The following is a 17389-nucleotide window of genomic DNA, read 5'->3' as shown; positions in this document are numbered from 1 at the left end:
CCTAGAAATGGGCCTTGGGCTCGTCCGGTTTTCCCGCGGCGAGCCCAAGAACGCCTGCCACTCCGGCAAAGACGATCGGGAACATGGTGAACACACCAAACCCAAACGCATAGTACATCCCGGCCGCCGAAATCACCAAAAGAACGCCTGCGATCAGCGCCCGTGCATGGGCCATCGCCCCTCCCGTTATCGCCAGCAAAGGCGCGGCAATGGACACGGTCTGAATCAGCGCCGGATTGTTGACCTGCTCGGCAATCCCCTCGAACTCACCAAAGTGTTTGATCGCCTCGACATACCCGTATCCGAAAAATCCGATCAACATACCGATCAACCCGGATACGATCCCCAAAATCATGGCAGCGTTACGCATTCAAAATCTCCGCAGTTAGGATAGTGCAGATAAGTATCCGATCAATCTGCGCCAAGACCCGCGCGTGTTTCCTCAGTCCAGCCGAGGAACAAGTCCCCATCCCTGTCAATCAGCGGCCGCTTCATCAGCGTGGGATGGTCTTGCAGCAGCTCGAGCACGGGGCGCGCGCGCTCTTCTTCGGCCAAACCACGCCAGGTTGTGGACCGGGTATTGAGCAAAGCTTTGCCGAAGCGATCATAGGCCTGAGACAGCACTGACGCTGGCACGCCCTGCGCCCGGACGTCAACAAACTTCGCATCTTCAATTGATTTCAATGCCTTGCGACAGGTATCGCAAGTCTTAAGGCCATAAAGGTTCATGCCTGAGCTTCTCCCGACAGTTCTATAAAATCGGGCAAAACTATACGCTTACCCCGGTTATTCTTGATTTTTTACTTCACCGTGCAATGTTGAAAAAGGCGAAACACGCAAAATGGGCCGTCTCGTATCGCGAAACTGTCCTGCGTTGCGATTTCGTCAGCCGCAGCCCCGGCAATTATTTTGGGGTGACTTGAAAGTAGAAGGAGACACGGGAAATGCCAACCGGCACCGTGAAGTGGTTTAACACGACCAAAGGCTATGGTTTTATTGCTCCTGATGAAGGGGGCAAAGATGTGTTTGTTCATATCTCGGCCGTAGAGCGTTCGGGTCTGACCGGACTCGCTGACAATCAAAAAGTCTCGTACGAGTTGCAGGACGGACGTGACGGCCGCCAGATGGCGGCAGATTTGAAGCCGCTTTAGTAAAATCCCGCCCAGGCGGGTAAGTCAAAGAAGGTTAGCGGCCAATTTCCGGCCGTTAACCAACCAGCTGAGACCACCACCACTTCCCGTGCCGGGTCATTTTGGCATGGGTCTTTTGGTTTTTTCCCATCACACAAGACAATGCGGCTCACTGGTCAGGTTATTGCTAGCGTCTGATTGCCGTATGCGCGGCTAATAAGACGCTTCTTACCGGCCTGTTGATCACAGATTGCTTCCGCGATGAATGACGTGATCTGCCCCTGACGGGCTACCCACATATTGAATAAAGGCCGAACGGGGCATGCCTTTCACGGCATCACACCCATCATGACATGTATCGACGATTGTAGTCGCGGGACTTCAACCCTCGCGGATGATGGCCTCGAATTCCCGCCACTCACGCGCAGTCATGCCTGAATTGTCCTGCGTGACCGCCTCGCCCTTCAACATGCGCCGCAGCGAATCGACCATCTGCGCAGACAGGTTCACCGCGCCAAGGCGATAATCTTCGAACGCCCGGTATGCGAAGGGCACCCAGTCAGCCGCGATCCGGCACATGGTTTCGGCATAGACCCGAATTTCGTATTGCGCATGTGGATCCGCCCGCAACCGCAGGAAGTGGAACAGGTTGTGCAAATCGACCTTCCAGTACCATTGCGTGTATACATTTGCCGGCAGGTTCATCCGCGCCAATTCGCGTGCCAACCCCTGCTGGCCGTCCTGACTGATCATCGCCTCGTAGTTGTCATAGCACCGGGTGCTGTCGGCCTTGAGCATCTCCAACACGCGCGCGGCCTCTTCCCCTTCCAATGCATCGCCGCGGCCCTGATTGTTCACCTCGGATTGCGCCGCAACATGTTCGGGCGCGGGGATATAGAATTCGCGATCAAGGATCGAATACCGCGCGGAGTACTCGTTCACGTTGGCGGTGCGGTGGCGAATCCATTGCCGGGCGACAAAGACCGGAAGCTTGACGTGCAGCTTGACCTCGCACATTTCGAACGGCGTGGAATGCCAGTGACGCATAAGATAGCGGATCAACCCCTCATCGTTCTGCACGGATTTGGTGCCCTTACCATACGACACCCGCGCCGCCTGACAGATCGCTGCATCATCGCCCATATAGTCGATAACGCGGACAAAGCCGTGATCCAGCACTTGATGGGCCTTGTAAAGATGGTCTTCCATACCAGCGGAAACGACGCGGCGGGTTGCTTGCGATTGCGCGCGTTGCGCCTCGATCTCGGCCATTTGGTCGGAAGACAGCGGCATGGAAGTATCCTCTTCTGTAATGAGTCGGTTGCCACTATATCTCGCCCTTGCGTCCACCGGAACCGCGATATCAAGGGCCTCAAACATATTCCACTTTGGATATGTGGAGGGGTATGTTCACCTACCCCTCGACATGCCTCATCTGAGCGCTAAGCTGCGCCTCATCACAGAGAACGAGAGGAAAGCCGTAATGGGTCTGACTTACCTTCACACCATGGTGCGCGTGAAAGACCTTGAGAAATCCATGGCGTTTTACGAATTGCTGGGGCTGAAAGAAACCCGCCGATATGAAAGCGAATCTGGCCGGTTTACATTGGTTTTTCTTGCGCCCCCCGGACAGGAAGATGCGCCGTTGGAGCTGACATACAACTGGGATGGCGATGATGCACTGCCCAGCGACAGCCGCCACTTTGGGCATCTGGCCTATGGCGTCGACAATATCCATGAGACCTGTCAGCATTTGCAGGATAACGGCGTCGTCATCAATCGCCCTCCACGGGATGGCCGGATGGCGTTCATACGTTCGCCTGATAACATTTCAATCGAGTTGCTGCAGAACGGCGAAGCCCTCGCCCCCGCTGAACCATGGTCAAGCATGGAGAGCACGGGCCACTGGTGAGCGATACAACCGCGACGGCGGGGCCTGCTTCACCGCATGGCCTCACCTTCGTACCGTCAATAGATATAGCGGATCTGATCTGTCCAATACCGTTCGACACGACGCAGAGAATTGGTGATATCCTCAATGCCCTCGGCGCCAATAACACCCCTGTTCTGCAGCCCTTCCGCGTGCCGGGCGAACAGATCCGACACGACATCGCGAATCTCGCGCCCCTGAGCAGTTAAACGCACCCGAACCGAGCGGCGATCGATCTCGCATCTCTGGTGATGCATATACCCCATTTCGACCAGCTTTTTTAGGTTATAGCTGACATTGCTGCCCTGATAGTAGCCCCGGCTCTTTAGCTCGCCTGCGGTTACCTCATGATCGCCGATGTTGAACAGCAGCAAGGCCTGAACGGCGTTGATTTCCAGCACTCCGACGCGCTCGAATTCATCTTTGATGACATCCAAAAGCAGTCGATGCAGCCGTTCCACCAGCGCCAATGCTTCCAGATAGCTGGTCATGAACATCTTCGCCCCAGGGGCGGGGACCTGCATTTCCATACTCATCCAATCCTCCGATTCATCGCGCTGTTCAGGGCAACATGACGCGAATTTCCGAAAAATCGGTTAAGCAGCTTTTTTCATTACTTCTGAAAGGTCTGCGCGATGTCAGCAATCAGCGCGGCCAGCACTGCCGGCGGTTCGGTCTGTCCGGTGACCCATTGATACAGGTCCTGATCATTCTCTTGCAGCAACGCATCATAGGTATCCAGACCATCCTGATCCATCGACGCCAGATTGCGATCGGCAAAGGCGCTGAGGATCAAATCCATTTCCTTGATCCCCCGCCGCATCGAACGCATTTTCATCCGTTTTATCCGAACATCACGAGGCTCGGTCACTGCGGTTGCTCCAGCATCAAGCGTATCTTTTTCTCCAGCCGGGCGGCCCGTTCGGCACTGGCGCGCATCTCTCCACGGATGGCGCGCAGCTCTGCAGCGATATCAGACAGCTCTGACGCGCCGTCGACCATCTCCTGAGGGGCATCCATGCCCTCTCCTTCTCCGGTCAGCAGCCATTTGATCGAGACATTCACCATACCGGCCATAATAGACAGACGATTTGCGCGTGGCTCGGACAGGTCATTCTCCCAAGCGGCGATTGTCGCCTTTTTTACGCCAAGGCGACGCGCCATTTGCGCCTGTGTCATTCCCGAGGCCTCGCGCGCACCCGCCAGTCGATCCCCGAAGGTCGCAGCGTCTGGTCCATACCAGTCGTCCTGATCGTTCATCGAGGTCTCCAGTTCTCTGTTTTATATCGCTTGATCGTCATTCGGGCGCACCCTATGACAGTCGCGCTGAACATACAAACCGAGGCTGCAAATGAGTTTCCTGTCTGCGACACTGTCGCGCGTCAAACCCTCGCCCACCATCGCAATGACCGCCAAAGCGGCCGAGCTGAAGGCCGCGGGCCGCAACGTCATCGGCCTGAGCGCGGGCGAGCCGGATTTCGACACACCGCAGAACATCAAAGACGCAGCCGTTGCAGCAATCACTGCGGGCAAGACCAAATATACCGCGCCCGATGGCATCCCCGAGCTGAAACAGGCGGTCTGCGCCAAGATGAAGCGCGACCATGGGCTGGACTATACTCCGGCGCAGATCTCAGTCGGCACCGGTGGCAAGCAGACGCTTTATAACGCGCTGATGGCAACGTTGAACGACGGGGACGAAGTTATCATCCCCGCCCCCTATTGGGTCAGCTATCCCGATATGGTCCTGCTGGCCGGTGGTACGCCGGTTGTGGTTGAGACCAGCCTCGATAACAGCTTCAAGCTGACGGCCGAGCAGCTTGAGGCAGCCATCACACCGAGGACCAAGTGGTTCATCTTTAACTCGCCCTCGAACCCGACGGGCGCCGGATACAGCCGCAACGAGCTCAAGGCGCTGACAGATGTCCTGGCCCGTCATCCGCATGTGTGGATCATGTCGGACGACATGTATGAGCATCTGGCCTATGACGGGTTCGAATTCTGCACCCCCGCCGAGATCGAGCGCAGCCTGTATGACCGTACGCTGACCTGCAACGGCGTCTCGAAAGCTTACGCCATGACCGGTTGGCGCATTGGCTATGCGGCGGGGCCCGTCGAGCTTATCGCGGCGATGCGCAAGATACAGTCGCAATCGACCTCCAACCCCTGTTCGATCAGCCAATGGGCTGCGGTCGAAGCACTGAACGGAACGCAGGACTTTCTGGCCCCGAACAGCGAACTGTTCAAGGGCCGCCGGGATCTTGTTGTCGACATGCTGAACCAGATTGACGGGATGTCCTGCCCAACGCCTGAGGGGGCGTTTTACGTCTACCCGTCCATCGCGGGCCTGATTGGCAAGACAACACCTGCCGGTACGGTGATCGAAAATGACGAGGCATTTGCCACCGCCCTGCTGGAAGAGGCAGACGTGGCCGTGGTGTTCGGCGCGGCCTTTGGGCTTTCGCCAAATTTCCGGGTCAGCTATGCGACCTCGGATGAGGCTTTGAAAGAAGCCTGCACCCGCATCCAACGCTTCTGCGCAGCGCTTACCTGAGACCGAGGCCCGCCATGTCGACACAACTGCCCGAGTATTATTTCCGCGTGCGCGAGAATGGCGCGGCAGTTTTCAGGATCGACACCGAAAACCGCCAGCGGCGTATTGAGATGGACCAGATTGCCGTCATCAATATCCGCAATGGCGAGGTCAAACCACACGGACAGCGCACGCTGTCCGATGCCGACCGCGCCGAGATCGCGCGCTGGATGGAAGAGCGCAAGGCCCTTTTGGCCAAACGCGATATCGACGACATTCATCGCGCAGTCGATTATCTGAACCTGACAACCCAATGGGCGCAATCCAAGGCAACGGAAGAGCAACTGGACGAGGTCACCGACCGGTTACTGATGGCGATGCATGACCTGCGCTCGGTTCTAGTGCGGAAAAAGGCCGACCGGCTGAGCAAGGGCTAGGCCCCAGTGACTATTCGGCAGGCACCCCGACCTGCCGCACGGATCGCAGCCAAAAGCGGATCATCAACAGGACCGCCGCAGAGGCCAGGCCCAGCACCAGCCCCAGCCAGATACCAATGCCACCAATCCCCTGCACAAAACCGAAATAGTACGAGGCAGGCATTCCGATGACCCAATAGCTGAGCGCAGCCATGACCATCGGGACCTTGGCATCCTGCAGTCCCCGCAGCAAACCCAGCGCAATCACCTGCGCCCCGTCCACCAGCTGGAACAGCGCAGCCATCGCCAGCAGGCCGGTACCGATCGCCAGAATTTCTGGCCGCTGCGGGTCATCAGCCTCCATAAAGAGTGAGATCAGCGGTTCAGCGCAGGTCAGAAACAGCACAATTGTTGCGGCCGACATCACAAGGGACATAAGCGTGACGGCAACAGCGCCCCGTTCAAGATGCGTGCGATCCCCTCGCCCCAGCGCGTTTCCCGCCCGAATTGTGGCCGCGTTAGACAGGCCCAGATGCACCATAAAAGTGGCTGAGGCGAGGTTCAGGGCGATCCCGTGTGCGGCCAGCGGCACCTGCCCCAACCAACCCATCAAAACCGCCGAAGTGGCAAACAGAGAAACCTCGGCCAATGTGGTCAGCCCGATTGGGACACCCAGCTTGAGAACGCTGTGGAACATTTCCCAATCAGGTCGCCAGAAACGTTGGAACAGGCTGTGTTCGGGCAGGATCCGCACAACATAGATCACAACGGCAATCAGAGAGACAATCTGCGTTACGACAGACGCAATCGCTGCACCAATCACACCCAGCTCTGGCGCACCCCAGTTGCCGAAAATCAGCGCATAGTTTGTAACCCCGTTGGCCACTGCGGCTGCAACGGTGATCCACAGCACGATCTGCGTCCGCTCAAGCGCGGCGAGATATGACTTCAGCACCATAACGATCAGCGCCGGGAACAACCCCCATCCCGCCACGCGAAGATATTCCGAGGCGGTCTGTGCCACCTGGTGCTCCTGCTTCAGCGCAATCAGGATCGGATAGGACCACCAAAGTAGGGGCATCGTCAGAGCGGCGTAAATCAGCGAGAGCCACAGGCCCATGCGCGTAGATCGGCGTATGCTGGTTTCATCCTCTTCTGCGGCAGCCGTTGCAACCATCGGCATAACCGCCCAGCCGAACCCTGCGCCAAAGAGAAACAAAACAAAGTAATAGCTGCTGGCCAGCGTGACCGCCGCAAGCGCCTCGACCCCGTACCAACCCAGCATGACGGTATCGGTCAGACCGATCGCATACTGCGCCAGATGGCCACCGATCAATGGCAGACCCAGAATCGCAATTGCCCGAAAGTGGGCTGGATATGTCATCACCTTGCTCATCCTGACAGCCTTAGGCTCGGGCCGTTTCCGGGGCAAGACCGGAATAAATTAATTTCAAAATGAGACGAATCTGATGGGCTGCTACCTAGCCTTCTTGTTGTGGTCTCAGCCCGCGCAAGAGGGTCGAGCCGGAGCTAAACCTTTCCGGCTCGGCCTGAGAAAACCGCTCGGTCTCGAAACTGTCAGACGAAAGGATCGGCTGCGTTTGTGCAGGCATTGGGATCGTTCATACAGATAACCCGAACAGCACTTTCGAGCTTCAGCCGCCCTGCTTGACCGGTGTCGATACTGGGCCCAGAATATGATCCGAACGATGGATCACGTGATGCGCCTGCCCTACAATCAACGGATCAGGCGTGCCAACGATCTCCGGATCTTTGTCCGGATAGTCCAGCGTCGACAGGAAATGCCGCATGCAGTTCAAGCGTGCGCGTTTCTTGTCATTCGACTTCACAATCGTCCAGGGCGCATCAGCGGTGTCGGTGTAAAAGAACATCGCCTCTTTGGCTTCGGTATAATCGTCCCATTTGTTCAGGCTGGCCTTATCAATCGGCGACAGCTTCCATTGTTTCAACGGATCGGTCTCGCGGCTTTTAAACCTGCGTTGCTGTTCGTTCTGCGTGACAGAGAACCAGTATTTATACAACTGGATGCCCGAACGCACCAACATGCGCTCCAGTTCCGGGGTCTGACGCATGAATTCCAGATACTCATTGGGCGAGCAAAACCCCATGACCCGCTCAACACCGGCGCGATTGTACCATGAGCGGTCATAGAACACCATTTCTCCCACGGTGGGCAGTTCCTGCACATAGCGCTGATAGTACCACTGCCCTTTCTCCTCCCATGTTGGCTTGTTCAGCGCGACAACACGTGCCTGACGCGGGTTGAGATGCTCCATGAAACGTTTGATAGTGCCGCCCTTGCCGGCGGCATCGCGACCTTCGAACAACAGAACAAAACGCTGACCGGTGTCCTGAGCCCAAAGCTGAACCTTCAGCAACTCAGCCTGCAAGCCGGCCTTCTGCTGTTCGTATGTCTTGCGCGCCATCTTGCGCCTATAAGGGTATCTGCCGCTCTCGAATGCCTGCCGAATCCTGTCGGGGCTGGGCGCGGCGGCTTCGGTTTTCTCAGGGGGCACAACTTTGATCTGTGTTGATTTGGCTTCGGGCTTGACCGCTACGTCCATGCTATCTCCTGTCCACTAGGTTCCGACAGAAGCGTTAGCGGAATAGCGCGCAAGCCGCGTTGATACGAATCAAAGACGCATCAATGCACTCATAAAAATCATGTTTACGAGCGCTCAGTGCCGTTTGTTCATCGAAACCAAGCGGTCTACGCATTTGCCCCTGAAAACAGCGCGACCGACCTTTCTGAACCTATCGGTGCCCCCAATCCTCCGGATTGTCTGAATTGTTTGGCGACAGACCCAGAACATCCCCTTCGGTCGAGCATCCCAGCCCCAGCACAGTGCGATTTGCATAGGCGAAATAAGCACAGACCTGATTGATCTCGAGGATCTCCCCATCCTCCCAACCTGTCTGACGCAAAGCGATCACATCTGCCTCGGTCAGGCTTGCAGGCGCCTCGGTTAGTTTCCGGGCATAGTGCATCGCGGCAATCTCTGCCTCGGTAAGCGGTGCGGTTTCGGGATTGCCCTTTTCGATCGCGGTGCGAATGGCGTCCCCGCGCGGCGCATCCACTAACAGGCGCTGCAACCCGCTGAAATGATGTTCTACGCAATATCCACAACGATTTAGCCTGCTGACCCAAACGCCAAGGGTTTCCAGAAACCACTTTGGGACCTGGTTGGCCGAATGATGCAGAACGTTTTTGTAGAGCTCCATGTGGCCTTCCATCGAATGGGGCCGCAGAGAATGCGCCATCATGATATTGTCGACATTGTTTCCCGGACCAGCCACACGTTCATAGAGCTTCCTGAGCCTGCCGGTTGCGTTGTGAAATGGGATGGTGTCGATCCAGCTCATCGGGAACCCTTTGTAGATTGTGCCGTCTATGCGGTGAGATATCCGCGCACAAGTTGCATCGCACAATCATTGCTTGCAACGGCCAAATACGTCACCCCGCTTGCGAGAGGTTTCAACTTCTATACGCTGGGCAGGAAATGTATTTGTTGCAATAGGACCTGGACATGGCCCATCTGTTTGAACGCCTTATCATACTCGCCTTTGTTTTACCTGTTCCCCTGAACGCCCAGCAGAGCGCGGGGAAAGATATTACCAATGTTATACTAAAAAACCGATCAGGCGATTGCGCCGACTATGTCGGAGACTATGCCGCCACGGTTGAAGACATTCAGAAAAGCACGTCCTATCAGGCGCAGGTCCGAATCGTTGCGGATGATCAGACATGCACTATTGCATCAAACGGCACTCCAAATCACGACTTCAATGGCGCAACGGCAAGGTTTGCCAATGATTTTCGACCGCTCCTGTCCGAGTTTCAAATCCCCCGCAATCCACAAAAGGCGTCCGCGACGACGCCACTTGGCCAACGAGCCTACAATGCAGTTCTGTTCAATGGTGTGCCTGTTGATCTGCTGTCGGCCGGATGCTATCGGCCAGATGGGCCGCGTGCCGACAAGAACGGCAATGTGCTTGCCGGATGCACAGTGCGTGATCCGTGGCTGATCGATCCCCCGTCCTATGACAAATACTTCGGCGTTGACCTGCACAACGCGCATACACAACCTGATGGCCGCTACCACTATCACTCGAACCCAAATGCGCTGTTTGTGGATCGGGAGTTTACAGTACCCTCACCCGTGATTGGCTTTGCATCTGACGGGTTTCCAATCTTCGGCACGATCTTCAAGGATTCCGAGGGCAAAATCAGAGCCGCCGTTTCGGGTTACGAACTGAAAACACAGGAAAGACCCTCCCCACCCGAAGGACCCGGCGGAATGCCAGACGGAACGTATATCGCGGACTACACCTTTACCGACAACGGCGACCTAGACGAATGCAACGGGATGACGGTTGACGGGCAATATGGATACTATGTCACGTCGGCCTATCCGTGGATTATGAATTGCTACGTCGGCACACCGGATAGATCCTTTCGAAAGTGAGGATTCTGTTCCGCTGGGGCACACAACACTTCGCGTCCCTCTTCCCCCGGACCACATCCCCTGCCATAATGGAGGAAACCTAAGAACAAGAGCAGCACCCATGCCCGACGATCTGTTGACGCCCGAAGCGACCAATACCTATGACGCCTCATCCATCGAGGTGCTTGAAGGTCTGGAACCAGTCCGTAAACGCCCCGGCATGTATATCGGCGGCACGGATGAGCGCGCTTTGCACCATATGGTCGCCGAAATCCTCGACAACTCGATGGATGAGGCCGTCGCGGGCCACGCCAACCGGATCGAAGTTGAGCTGCATGCCGACTACGCCCTGACCGTGCGCGACAACGGACGTGGCATCCCGATCGACCCACATCCGAAATTCCCGGACAAATCGGCACTTGAGGTCATCCTGTGTACCCTGCACGCGGGCGGTAAATTCTCGGGCAAGGCCTATCAGACCTCGGGCGGTCTGCACGGTGTGGGTGCCTCTGTGGTGAACGCTCTGTCGGATTCGATGGTCGTTCAGGTGGCACGTGACAAGACGCTGTTTGAACAACGCTTCTCACGCGGTATCCCACTGGGTCCGGTCGAAAAGGTCGGTGCAGCCCCGAACCGGCGCGGCACCACGGTGACCTTCCATGCCGACGCAGACATCTTCGGCCATCACAAATTCAAACCGGCGCGGTTGTTCAAATCCATCCGATCCAAGGCGTATCTGTTCTCGGGCGTCGAGATTCGTTGGAAATCCGCCATCGACGATGGTGAGACCCCAACCGAGGCGACCTTCCACTTCCCTGGCGGTCTGTCGGATTACCTGAAGGAAACAATGAACGGCTCCTCCACCTATGCCGAGCAGCCCTTTGCTGGCACCGTGGACTTTCAGGAGAAATTCGGCACCCCCGGCAAGGTCGAATGGGCGATCAACTGGACGCCTTCGCGCGACGGGTTCATCCAGTCTTACTGTAACACCGTCCCTACCCCCGAAGGCGGCACCCATGTCGCCGGGTTCTGGGCCGCCGTCCTCAAGGGGATCAAAGCCTATGGTGAGCTGATCAACAACAAGAAGGCCGGTCAGATCACCCGCGATGACCTGATCACCGGCGGCTGCGCGCTGGTGTCGTGCTTTATCTCAGAGCCTGAGTTTGTCGGCCAGACCAAAGACCGCCTGGCCACCGTCGAGGCACAACGGCTGGTCGAAAACTCGGTCCGCGACCATTTCGACAACTGGCTGGCAGCTGATACGAAATCCGCCGGCGCGATACTGGATTTCCTCATCCTACGGGCTGAGGAACGCCTGCGCCGACGGGCCGAGAAAGAAACACAACGCAAGTCCGCCACTAAAAAACTTCGTCTCCCCGGCAAGTTGGTGGACTGTAGTAGTTCAACACGCGACGGCACGGAATTATTCATTGTCGAGGGCGACTCGGCGGGCGGGTCGGCCAAGATGGGCCGGGATCGCAAGACCCAGGCCCTGCTGCCCCTGCGCGGCAAAATCCTGAACGTGCTGGGCGCGGCCAGTTCGAAACTGGGCACCAATGCCGAGATCAACGACCTGACGCAGGCGCTGGGCGTGGGGCTTGGCACCAAGTTCAACGTCGACGACCTGCGCTATGACAAGATCATCATCATGACCGATGCGGATGTGGACGGGGCGCATATCGCCTCGCTGCTGATGACGTTCTTCTTCACCCAGATGCGGCCCATGATCGACGCGGGCCACCTCTACCTCGCCTGCCCGCCTTTGTATCGCCTGACCCAAGGCGCCAAACGCGTCTATTGTCTAGACGAGGCCGAGCGTGATGAGTGGCTTGAAAAAGGTCTGGGTGGCAAGGGCAAGATCGACGTCTCGCGCTTCAAAGGTCTGGGCGAAATGGATGCCAAGGACCTGAAAGAGACCACGATGGACCCAGCCTCGCGCAAACTGATCCGCGTCACCATCGACGAGGACGAACCCGGCGAAACCGGCGATCTGGTCGAGCGTTTGATGGGCAAAAAGCCCGAACTGCGGTTCCAGTACATTCAGGAAAACGCACGGTTTGTGGAGGAGTTGGATGTTTGAGGAGATTTGATTGTATTTAATGATAGCCGACGAGGCTGATCAAGATGGCTCAAAAGAGTACTTAGTTTATGCTGGGGTCTTTTTTCCTCTGGAAAGTGTTCAAAGTCTTTCTGATGAAGTTGCCTCGTTATTGGCCGATAACGAATTTCCCTCTGAACATGATTTGAAATTTTCTGCAGGTAGCAGCCCTAAAGGCTACCCAAGCAGCAAACACACTGCTATTAAGAATGGCGTCCTATCTTCTGCCGCAAAACATGGTTGCAAGATTTGTTGTTACGTTGTTCCCCACGCTATCGCCAAAGGGCAACCACATGAGAACAGGTTAAAATTTGGCGTAAACACCTTGCTTTCAAAATTCGACCAATTCATGTTCGAACAAAAAATTGATGGTGGAGTAGCACTATTCGACCAATCTCAAGACTACAAACAAAAGGCTTATCTTAAAGAAGCTTTCAAGCTTGGTGTCTTATCTGAGCAGGCCAATACCAGGAAGAAACTGAATCGCGTGGTTCACATCGACAATACCGCGATTGGACATTCTCACTTGACGTCCATTACAGACGTAATAACCGGAGCCATTCGCTTCGTCGTTAACGAGCCAGATAAAGACCAAGTGGGACCGATTCTATTGAATGCACTAGTGGACATCATGTGGTCGACGCCAGAAGGCGGCGATGTAAACGTTCGTGAACGAGGAATTTGCATTAGGCCAATAGAAATCAAGAGCAAGGCAATTAAAGCAGATGTTGATGCGCTTATTAGTCGGCTGGAGCAATGGAGCAAGCCTTGAATTCCATCAACCGAAGTTAATTTCAGATTTCCAATTCACCAATCAACCGATCTTGTATCACGACTTGGAACTGTATGCCTAAATTTGTAGTCCCCTACCTCGCGCCAACCCGAGGGTGCGGGCGGTAGCCGCGCATCCTCAAACAGCAGGTTCGCCTCCGGCAAAACGGTGCGAGTCGGGCATGTGCTTGACGCTTTTCATCAAGCACACGATGAGCATTACGGACCCTTTCCACAACCCGTAGGCCGGGCTTCAGCGCGGCATTCTTCTCAACGAAATCTGACACCTCAACCGTGCCAAAGGTCCCTCGGTTCACCCTCATAAAACCCTTGAAACTAAGCCCTAACCAACCGTAAACATGACGCATTCCCCTCCCCACTAAGGACACAAAACATGTTACGCCCCTTGACCTGCGCGATTATTTTGCTCGCCACCACCGCTAACGCTCAGTCAATCCGTTTTGGCGACAATGCCAGTGAATGGGCCAATGACGGAGAATGCGATGATCGCCGCTTCACCGGCTCGAGCATGGCTCCGGATTTGGACAATGATGACATTCTGCATGACGCCAACGACTGTCGAGAGGCCTTTGACAAAGGAATGATCAAGCTGGTCGACCCAAAGGTGGGCAAGGCGGCCACGATTTGCACAGAGATCAACTTTGGGGACAACAGCAGCCAATGGGCCGAAGACGGGGAGTGCGATGACTATCGCTTTGAAGGCTCGGGCATGACCTCGATCATCAGCGTCGATGACGTCGCCAAAGACGCGAGCGATTGCAAACGGCTGTGCGAGGCCGGAATGATCTATCTGCGCGTTTACTGAGCGTTAGACCAACCTATGCCAGTTTCTGGTCCAGCCAGTCTGCGATCTGCGCGGCTGGCCCCTGCCACCCCGGTTCCATGAACAGGAAATGCGCGTGGTTCTCGACCGGCAGAAAGGTTGCGCGATCCCCGTAGAGCTTTGCCAGCGCGCGGCAGGTGTTGGGGTTCACGGCGCGATCCTCGGTGCCAGAGACGATCAGAACCGGGCAGTTGACCTTGTCGATATCCACCTTCATCGCGTGGTTGTCGTCGAACATCCAAAAGAACATCTCGAACATCACGCGCCCGCTTTCGGCACCCAAACGGTCGAACACCGCGTGTTGCTGCGCTTCGGGCATTTTGTTGAGCGCAAAGGGAGCCATCAGGTCAAATTCGACCCGCATGGGCTGTTTCCAGAAGGCCCCACCCTCCATCAAAGCGCGCGGTACAGCGCGTTCGTCATCGGTTTCGGGCAGCGTACCCCAGGGCGCGTTGGGGTTGATCAGAACAATGGCGCTGGCCAAGCCGCGCGCGGCCATCTGCTGCGCCACAACGCCAGCGATCGCGTGACCCAACAGCACCGGTTTGCTGTCCAACCCCTGCACAAATGCGGCGATGTCGTTGGAATAATCGGTTACGCTGGTATCGGTCAGGCCCGGATCGGGGTCAGCGTGCGGGTCGCCTCCGTGATGACGCAGCGCGGGGGTATGCACGGTCCAGCCGCGCGCGCGCAAGAAGCCTGCATAATCCTCCATACACCATGGTCCGGCAAAGGCCCCGTGGATCAGAACAATCTCTTTGGTCATCAAAACGCCTCCCGCTGCTCTAGCGACCAGTATGAGGATATGACAATGGGTTACAACTGCGCGTGATCGCTGTTGCGTGATGGATCGCACCACTTAAACTTGGGGTTATGAGCTTTGTTGCCGACAACCAATTGCCGCTGCTGATCCTGTTCTTTCTGATCGGATCGGTTGGAACGGCATTTTTGTTTCGCAAACCGGCCGGGCACCGGGCGTGGAAGCTCGCCGATCTCGTTTGGGTCGTGCTGGGCGGCATAGGTGCGCTGGTTGCGGTGTTGGCAGGGCTTTATACCTCGGACAGTTCGCGCCTGGATCGGCAGATCGACGTCGCCTATGCCGCGACGCTGGCCTTTGACCGGGATGCCGCGCGGTTTCGGCTGCGGTTTTGCGATCCGGCTTATGATCCCGATACCGCGGTGTTGTGCGAAAAGGTCGAGTTCCTGTCGGCCTCAACCGCCAGCAACGCGGATCTGCCGCTGTTCATCGCCGTGACCAATGAGGTCGCCCCATTGCAGGGCCTGCAGTTTCTCTTTGGGCGCCAGTCCAAAGATGACATGGATGAGATGCGCGGCATGGCGGCCAAGGCAAATGCGTTCGATATCGATCAGTTTCTGGTCTTTACCTCGCTGGACGACACCACGCAGGCGGCCATCGACAATATGCGGCGCAAGGTGCCCGCCATTGCCGGGGACTACCTTATTCTGGCCCAAAGCTATGATGACCTGATCGAGCAGGTCGGCAAGCTGAAGGATGAATGGGAATATCTGCAGGACAACGCGCATATCCTTGTGTTGCAAATCGTGGCACTGTGTCTGGTGAGCTTTGCAGCCCCGTTCCGGCTGGGAAAATCCATTGTCGAGCTACGCACCAGTTTCAGCGCCGATACGCCTGTGCCAGCCGCTCAGGATCGGCCCCAAGAAAATACCGGATCAGCGTCCACAGGTTCCGTGCCCCCCGCCGAAACCAGCCATGACGGACATAGCGTTCCGCATTCGTAAAGGCACGCGCGGGCAGCAGCCCGATCCGGGGCAGCGCGCGGGCCAGAGCGACATCCTCCATCAAGGGCTGATCGGGGAACCCTCCGGCAGCCAGATAGGCCTTGCGGGGCACCAGCAGCCCCTGATCTCCGTAAGGCAGGCTGAACCAGCGGCTGCGCAGATTGGCCCAGCCAGCGACCCATGCGGGCGCGATGCCGCTGGCGCGGAATGCCAGCCGAAAAGCGGCAGGCGCGCGCGTGGGTATATGGGCCCCGACAACCTCGCTCCACCCCGCCTCCAATACGGTATCGGCGTGCAGGATCAGCAGCCAATCGCCCCGGGCCCTGTCGCATCCGCGCCGCAGTTGCCCACCCCGAGAGGCCCCGCCGGTTACGATCTCGGCCCCGGCTTCCTCGGCGATACGCAGGGTCTGGTCCGTTGATCCGCCATCCGTGATGATCAGTTCGCGGATCAGGCCAGCATGCAGCCCTTCCATCAGCGCCTCGAGAACGGGCACCAAACCCTCGGCGGCGTTCAGGGTTGGAACGACGATGCTGATCGGCGCTGACACGTTGCGTCCCCTCTGGTCATGGTGGCGCGATCTCCTATATCACGGGGCGAACGGAAAAGACGAGGACTTGCCATGCCCACCCGCCGCATTTTGCGCCTGACTGGTTCGGATGTTGACAGCTTTCTTCAGGGGCTGGTCACAAATGACATCGCACGGTTGGACGAAGGCTTGGTCTATGCCGCGCTGCTGACACCACAAGGCAAGTATCTGGCGGATTTCTTCCTCAAACGCGCGGGCGAGGCGATCCTGCTGGATGTTGCCGACGAACTGGCCGACAACCTCGGCAAGCGGCTGAACATGTATAAGCTGCGCGCCGACGTGACGATTGAACAGACAGACCTGTCCCTGCAGCGCGGCAGCGGACCGATGCCAGAGGGTGCCCTGCCCGATCCGCGCCATGTCGCGCTTGGCTGGCGGGCCTATTCCACCCAGCCAGAAACCGATGATGGCACCGATTGGGATCAGATCCGCGTGCAGCATTGTATCCCCGAAACCGGAATCGAACTGACCCCGGACAGCTATGTGCTTGAAGCCGGGTTTGAGGGTTTGAACGGCGTCGACTTCAAAAAAGGGTGCTATGTCGGGCAAGAGGTCACCGCCCGGATGAAACACAAGACCGAGCTGAAAAAAGGCCTGGTCACTGTTGAGATCGACGGAGAGGCGCCGGTTGGCACAGATATCCTGTCCAACGGGAAACCGGCGGGCACCCTCTATACCCAGTCTGCTGGCCGGGCGATTGCCTATCTGCGGTTTGCGCGCGCGGACGGCGAGATGCGCGCGGGGGACGCGGTGATACGGCTGCCTCGCGCATAGAAGCGCAGTTGCGATCAAAGTCTTTGTATTTGCTGTGATTTGCTTACAGACTGCCCCCGGATCGGTATGCTTAGGCG

The 17389-nt window shown here is 57.0% G+C and carries 20 protein-coding genes and 1 pseudogene; 10 read left to right on the top strand and 11 right to left on the bottom strand.

Annotation, left to right across the window (positions count from 1 at the left end; genetic code table 11):
* Position 1: 1 nt before the first annotated feature.
* Positions 2-370, bottom strand: coding sequence for a hypothetical protein (locus ACR0I7_RS01625; protein ID WP_480507767.1), 369 nt, complete (start codon positions 368-370; stop codon positions 2-4).
* 41 nt (positions 371-411) lie between these two features.
* Positions 412-729, bottom strand: coding sequence for an ArsC/Spx/MgsR family protein (locus ACR0I7_RS01620; protein ID WP_480507765.1), 318 nt, complete (start codon positions 727-729; stop codon positions 412-414).
* A 215-nt stretch (positions 730-944) separates the two neighbouring features.
* On the opposite strand from ACR0I7_RS01620, the gene ACR0I7_RS01615 reads away from it, so the two are divergent.
* Complete coding sequence (locus ACR0I7_RS01615; protein WP_008758035.1) at positions 945-1151, top strand: cold-shock protein; 207 nt, start codon at positions 945-947, stop codon at positions 1149-1151.
* A gap of 360 nt (positions 1152-1511) precedes the next feature.
* Here the strand turns inward: ACR0I7_RS01615 and thyX are convergent, their stop codons facing one another.
* Entirely contained in the window at positions 1512-2423 is a 912-nt protein-coding gene (gene thyX, locus ACR0I7_RS01610) for an FAD-dependent thymidylate synthase (RefSeq protein WP_480507764.1), read from the bottom strand.
* A 190-nt stretch (positions 2424-2613) separates the two neighbouring features.
* Between thyX and ACR0I7_RS01605 the strand changes: the two genes are divergently transcribed.
* Complete coding sequence (locus tag ACR0I7_RS01605) at positions 2614-3042, top strand: VOC family protein (protein ID WP_480507762.1); 429 nt, start codon at positions 2614-2616, stop codon at positions 3040-3042.
* A 56-nt stretch (positions 3043-3098) separates the two neighbouring features.
* Here ACR0I7_RS01605 and ACR0I7_RS01600 read toward each other — a convergent pair whose 3' ends face one another.
* From ACR0I7_RS01600 to ACR0I7_RS01590, 3 genes are all read right to left on the bottom strand, one after another.
* Entirely contained in the window at positions 3099-3596 is a 498-nt protein-coding gene (locus ACR0I7_RS01600; RefSeq protein WP_480507760.1) for a MarR family winged helix-turn-helix transcriptional regulator, read from the bottom strand.
* A 77-nt stretch (positions 3597-3673) separates the two neighbouring features.
* Positions 3674-3898 (bottom strand): succinate dehydrogenase assembly factor 2, encoded by a 225-nt coding sequence (locus ACR0I7_RS01595; RefSeq protein ID WP_480507758.1) that lies wholly within the window; start codon positions 3896-3898, stop codon positions 3674-3676.
* A gap of 29 nt (positions 3899-3927) precedes the next feature.
* The gene (locus ACR0I7_RS01590) at positions 3928-4320 is read right to left on the bottom strand and encodes a helix-turn-helix domain-containing protein (protein WP_480507756.1); all 393 of its coding nucleotides are present in this window, start codon (positions 4318-4320) and stop codon (positions 3928-3930) included.
* Positions 4321-4411: 91 nt separating this feature from the next.
* Between ACR0I7_RS01590 and ACR0I7_RS01585 the strand changes: the two genes are divergently transcribed.
* Positions 4412-5614 carry a pyridoxal phosphate-dependent aminotransferase gene (locus tag ACR0I7_RS01585; RefSeq protein WP_480507754.1) on the top strand — a complete coding sequence of 401 codons (1203 nt, stop codon included), beginning with the start codon at positions 4412-4414 and terminating at the stop codon, positions 5612-5614.
* Positions 5615-5628: 14 nt separating this feature from the next.
* A complete protein-coding gene (locus ACR0I7_RS01580; RefSeq protein ID WP_480507753.1) occupies positions 5629-6030 on the top strand; it encodes a hypothetical protein in 402 nt (133 codons plus the stop codon).
* Positions 6031-6040: 10 nt separating this feature from the next.
* On the opposite strand, the gene ACR0I7_RS01575 is transcribed toward ACR0I7_RS01580, so the two are convergent.
* From ACR0I7_RS01575 to ACR0I7_RS01565, 3 genes are all read right to left on the bottom strand, one after another.
* A complete protein-coding gene (locus ACR0I7_RS01575) occupies positions 6041-7393 on the bottom strand; it encodes an MATE family efflux transporter (protein WP_480507751.1) in 1353 nt (450 codons plus the stop codon).
* A gap of 271 nt (positions 7394-7664) precedes the next feature.
* Positions 7665-8594: a polyphosphate kinase 2 gene (gene ppk2, locus ACR0I7_RS01570; RefSeq protein ID WP_480507749.1), complete on the bottom strand. Its 930-nt coding sequence runs from the start codon at positions 8592-8594 to the stop codon at positions 7665-7667.
* 190 nt (positions 8595-8784) lie between these two features.
* Complete coding sequence (locus tag ACR0I7_RS01565; protein WP_480507747.1) at positions 8785-9393, bottom strand: carboxymuconolactone decarboxylase family protein; 609 nt, start codon at positions 9391-9393, stop codon at positions 8785-8787.
* A 164-nt stretch (positions 9394-9557) separates the two neighbouring features.
* Here ACR0I7_RS01565 and ACR0I7_RS01560 point away from each other — a divergent pair, with 164 nt between their 5' ends.
* The 4 genes from ACR0I7_RS01560 to ACR0I7_RS01545 all read left to right on the top strand — a co-directional run bounded on the left by ACR0I7_RS01560 (position 9558) and on the right by ACR0I7_RS01545 (position 14170).
* Complete coding sequence (locus tag ACR0I7_RS01560; RefSeq protein WP_480507745.1) at positions 9558-10496, top strand: YHYH protein; 939 nt, start codon at positions 9558-9560, stop codon at positions 10494-10496.
* A 100-nt stretch (positions 10497-10596) separates the two neighbouring features.
* Complete coding sequence (parE, locus tag ACR0I7_RS01555; protein WP_480507744.1) at positions 10597-12555, top strand: DNA topoisomerase IV subunit B; 1959 nt, start codon at positions 10597-10599, stop codon at positions 12553-12555.
* 10 nt (positions 12556-12565) lie between these two features.
* Positions 12566-13345 (top strand): hypothetical protein, encoded by a 780-nt coding sequence (locus ACR0I7_RS01550; RefSeq protein WP_480507743.1) that lies wholly within the window; start codon positions 12566-12568, stop codon positions 13343-13345.
* A 393-nt stretch (positions 13346-13738) separates the two neighbouring features.
* The gene (locus ACR0I7_RS01545; protein WP_480507741.1) at positions 13739-14170 is read left to right on the top strand and encodes a hypothetical protein; all 432 of its coding nucleotides are present in this window, start codon (positions 13739-13741) and stop codon (positions 14168-14170) included.
* Positions 14171-14183: 13 nt separating this feature from the next.
* Here the strand turns inward: ACR0I7_RS01545 and ACR0I7_RS01540 are convergent, their stop codons facing one another.
* Positions 14184-14954, bottom strand: a complete 771-nt coding sequence (locus ACR0I7_RS01540; RefSeq protein WP_480507739.1) for an alpha/beta hydrolase — start codon at positions 14952-14954, stop codon at positions 14184-14186.
* Between the two features lie 107 nt (positions 14955-15061).
* Here ACR0I7_RS01540 and ACR0I7_RS01535 point away from each other — a divergent pair.
* Positions 15062-15817 (top strand): annotated as a pseudogene (locus ACR0I7_RS01535) (hypothetical protein); the annotation flags it as partial.
* Between the two features lie 7 nt (positions 15818-15824).
* Here the strand turns inward: ACR0I7_RS01535 and ACR0I7_RS01530 are convergent.
* Positions 15825-16499, bottom strand: coding sequence for a TIGR04283 family arsenosugar biosynthesis glycosyltransferase (locus tag ACR0I7_RS01530; RefSeq protein WP_480507737.1), 675 nt, complete (start codon positions 16497-16499; stop codon positions 15825-15827).
* A gap of 72 nt (positions 16500-16571) precedes the next feature.
* Here ACR0I7_RS01530 and ygfZ point away from each other — a divergent pair, with 72 nt between their 5' ends.
* Positions 16572-17312 carry a CAF17-like 4Fe-4S cluster assembly/insertion protein YgfZ gene (gene ygfZ / locus ACR0I7_RS01525; RefSeq protein ID WP_480507735.1) on the top strand — a complete coding sequence of 247 codons (741 nt, stop codon included), beginning with the start codon at positions 16572-16574 and terminating at the stop codon, positions 17310-17312.
* The last annotated feature ends 77 nt before the right edge of the window (positions 17313-17389 follow it).

This window comes from Ruegeria sp. AM1, assembly GCF_056540745.1.
The sequence above is the reverse complement of the archived record's forward strand: the minus strand, read 5'-3'. Positions and strand labels throughout refer to the sequence as shown.

What these genes read in the sequence shown, in the direction of transcription:
- ACR0I7_RS01595 (WP_480507758.1), bottom strand. Translation starts at nt 3,898, where the DNA reads ATGAAAATGCGTTCGATGCGGCGGGGGATCAAGGAAATGGATTTGATC.
- ACR0I7_RS01620 (WP_480507765.1), bottom strand. Translation starts at nt 729, where the DNA reads ATGAACCTTTATGGCCTTAAGACTTGCGATACCTGTCGCAAGGCATTG.
- ACR0I7_RS01540 (WP_480507739.1), bottom strand. Translation starts at nt 14,954, where the DNA reads ATGACCAAAGAGATTGTTCTGATCCACGGGGCCTTTGCCGGACCATGG.
- ACR0I7_RS01600 (WP_480507760.1), bottom strand. Translation starts at nt 3,596, where the DNA reads ATGAGTATGGAAATGCAGGTCCCCGCCCCTGGGGCGAAGATGTTCATG.
- ygfZ (WP_480507735.1), top strand. Translation starts at nt 16,572, where the DNA reads ATGCCCACCCGCCGCATTTTGCGCCTGACTGGTTCGGATGTTGACAGC.
- ACR0I7_RS01625 (WP_480507767.1), bottom strand. Translation starts at nt 370, where the DNA reads ATGCGTAACGCTGCCATGATTTTGGGGATCGTATCCGGGTTGATCGGT.
- ACR0I7_RS01605 (WP_480507762.1), top strand. Translation starts at nt 2,614, where the DNA reads ATGGGTCTGACTTACCTTCACACCATGGTGCGCGTGAAAGACCTTGAG.
- ppk2 (WP_480507749.1), bottom strand. Translation starts at nt 8,594, where the DNA reads ATGGACGTAGCGGTCAAGCCCGAAGCCAAATCAACACAGATCAAAGTT.
- parE (WP_480507744.1), top strand. Translation starts at nt 10,597, where the DNA reads ATGCCCGACGATCTGTTGACGCCCGAAGCGACCAATACCTATGACGCC.
- ACR0I7_RS01590 (WP_480507756.1), bottom strand. Translation starts at nt 4,320, where the DNA reads ATGAACGATCAGGACGACTGGTATGGACCAGACGCTGCGACCTTCGGG.
- ACR0I7_RS01585 (WP_480507754.1), top strand. Translation starts at nt 4,412, where the DNA reads ATGAGTTTCCTGTCTGCGACACTGTCGCGCGTCAAACCCTCGCCCACC.
- ACR0I7_RS01580 (WP_480507753.1), top strand. Translation starts at nt 5,629, where the DNA reads ATGTCGACACAACTGCCCGAGTATTATTTCCGCGTGCGCGAGAATGGC.
- ACR0I7_RS01575 (WP_480507751.1), bottom strand. Translation starts at nt 7,393, where the DNA reads ATGACATATCCAGCCCACTTTCGGGCAATTGCGATTCTGGGTCTGCCA.
- ACR0I7_RS01565 (WP_480507747.1), bottom strand. Translation starts at nt 9,393, where the DNA reads ATGAGCTGGATCGACACCATCCCATTTCACAACGCAACCGGCAGGCTC.
- thyX (WP_480507764.1), bottom strand. Translation starts at nt 2,423, where the DNA reads ATGCCGCTGTCTTCCGACCAAATGGCCGAGATCGAGGCGCAACGCGCG.
- ACR0I7_RS01560 (WP_480507745.1), top strand. Translation starts at nt 9,558, where the DNA reads ATGGCCCATCTGTTTGAACGCCTTATCATACTCGCCTTTGTTTTACCT.
- ACR0I7_RS01615 (WP_008758035.1), top strand. Translation starts at nt 945, where the DNA reads ATGCCAACCGGCACCGTGAAGTGGTTTAACACGACCAAAGGCTATGGT.
- ACR0I7_RS01545 (WP_480507741.1), top strand. Translation starts at nt 13,739, where the DNA reads ATGTTACGCCCCTTGACCTGCGCGATTATTTTGCTCGCCACCACCGCT.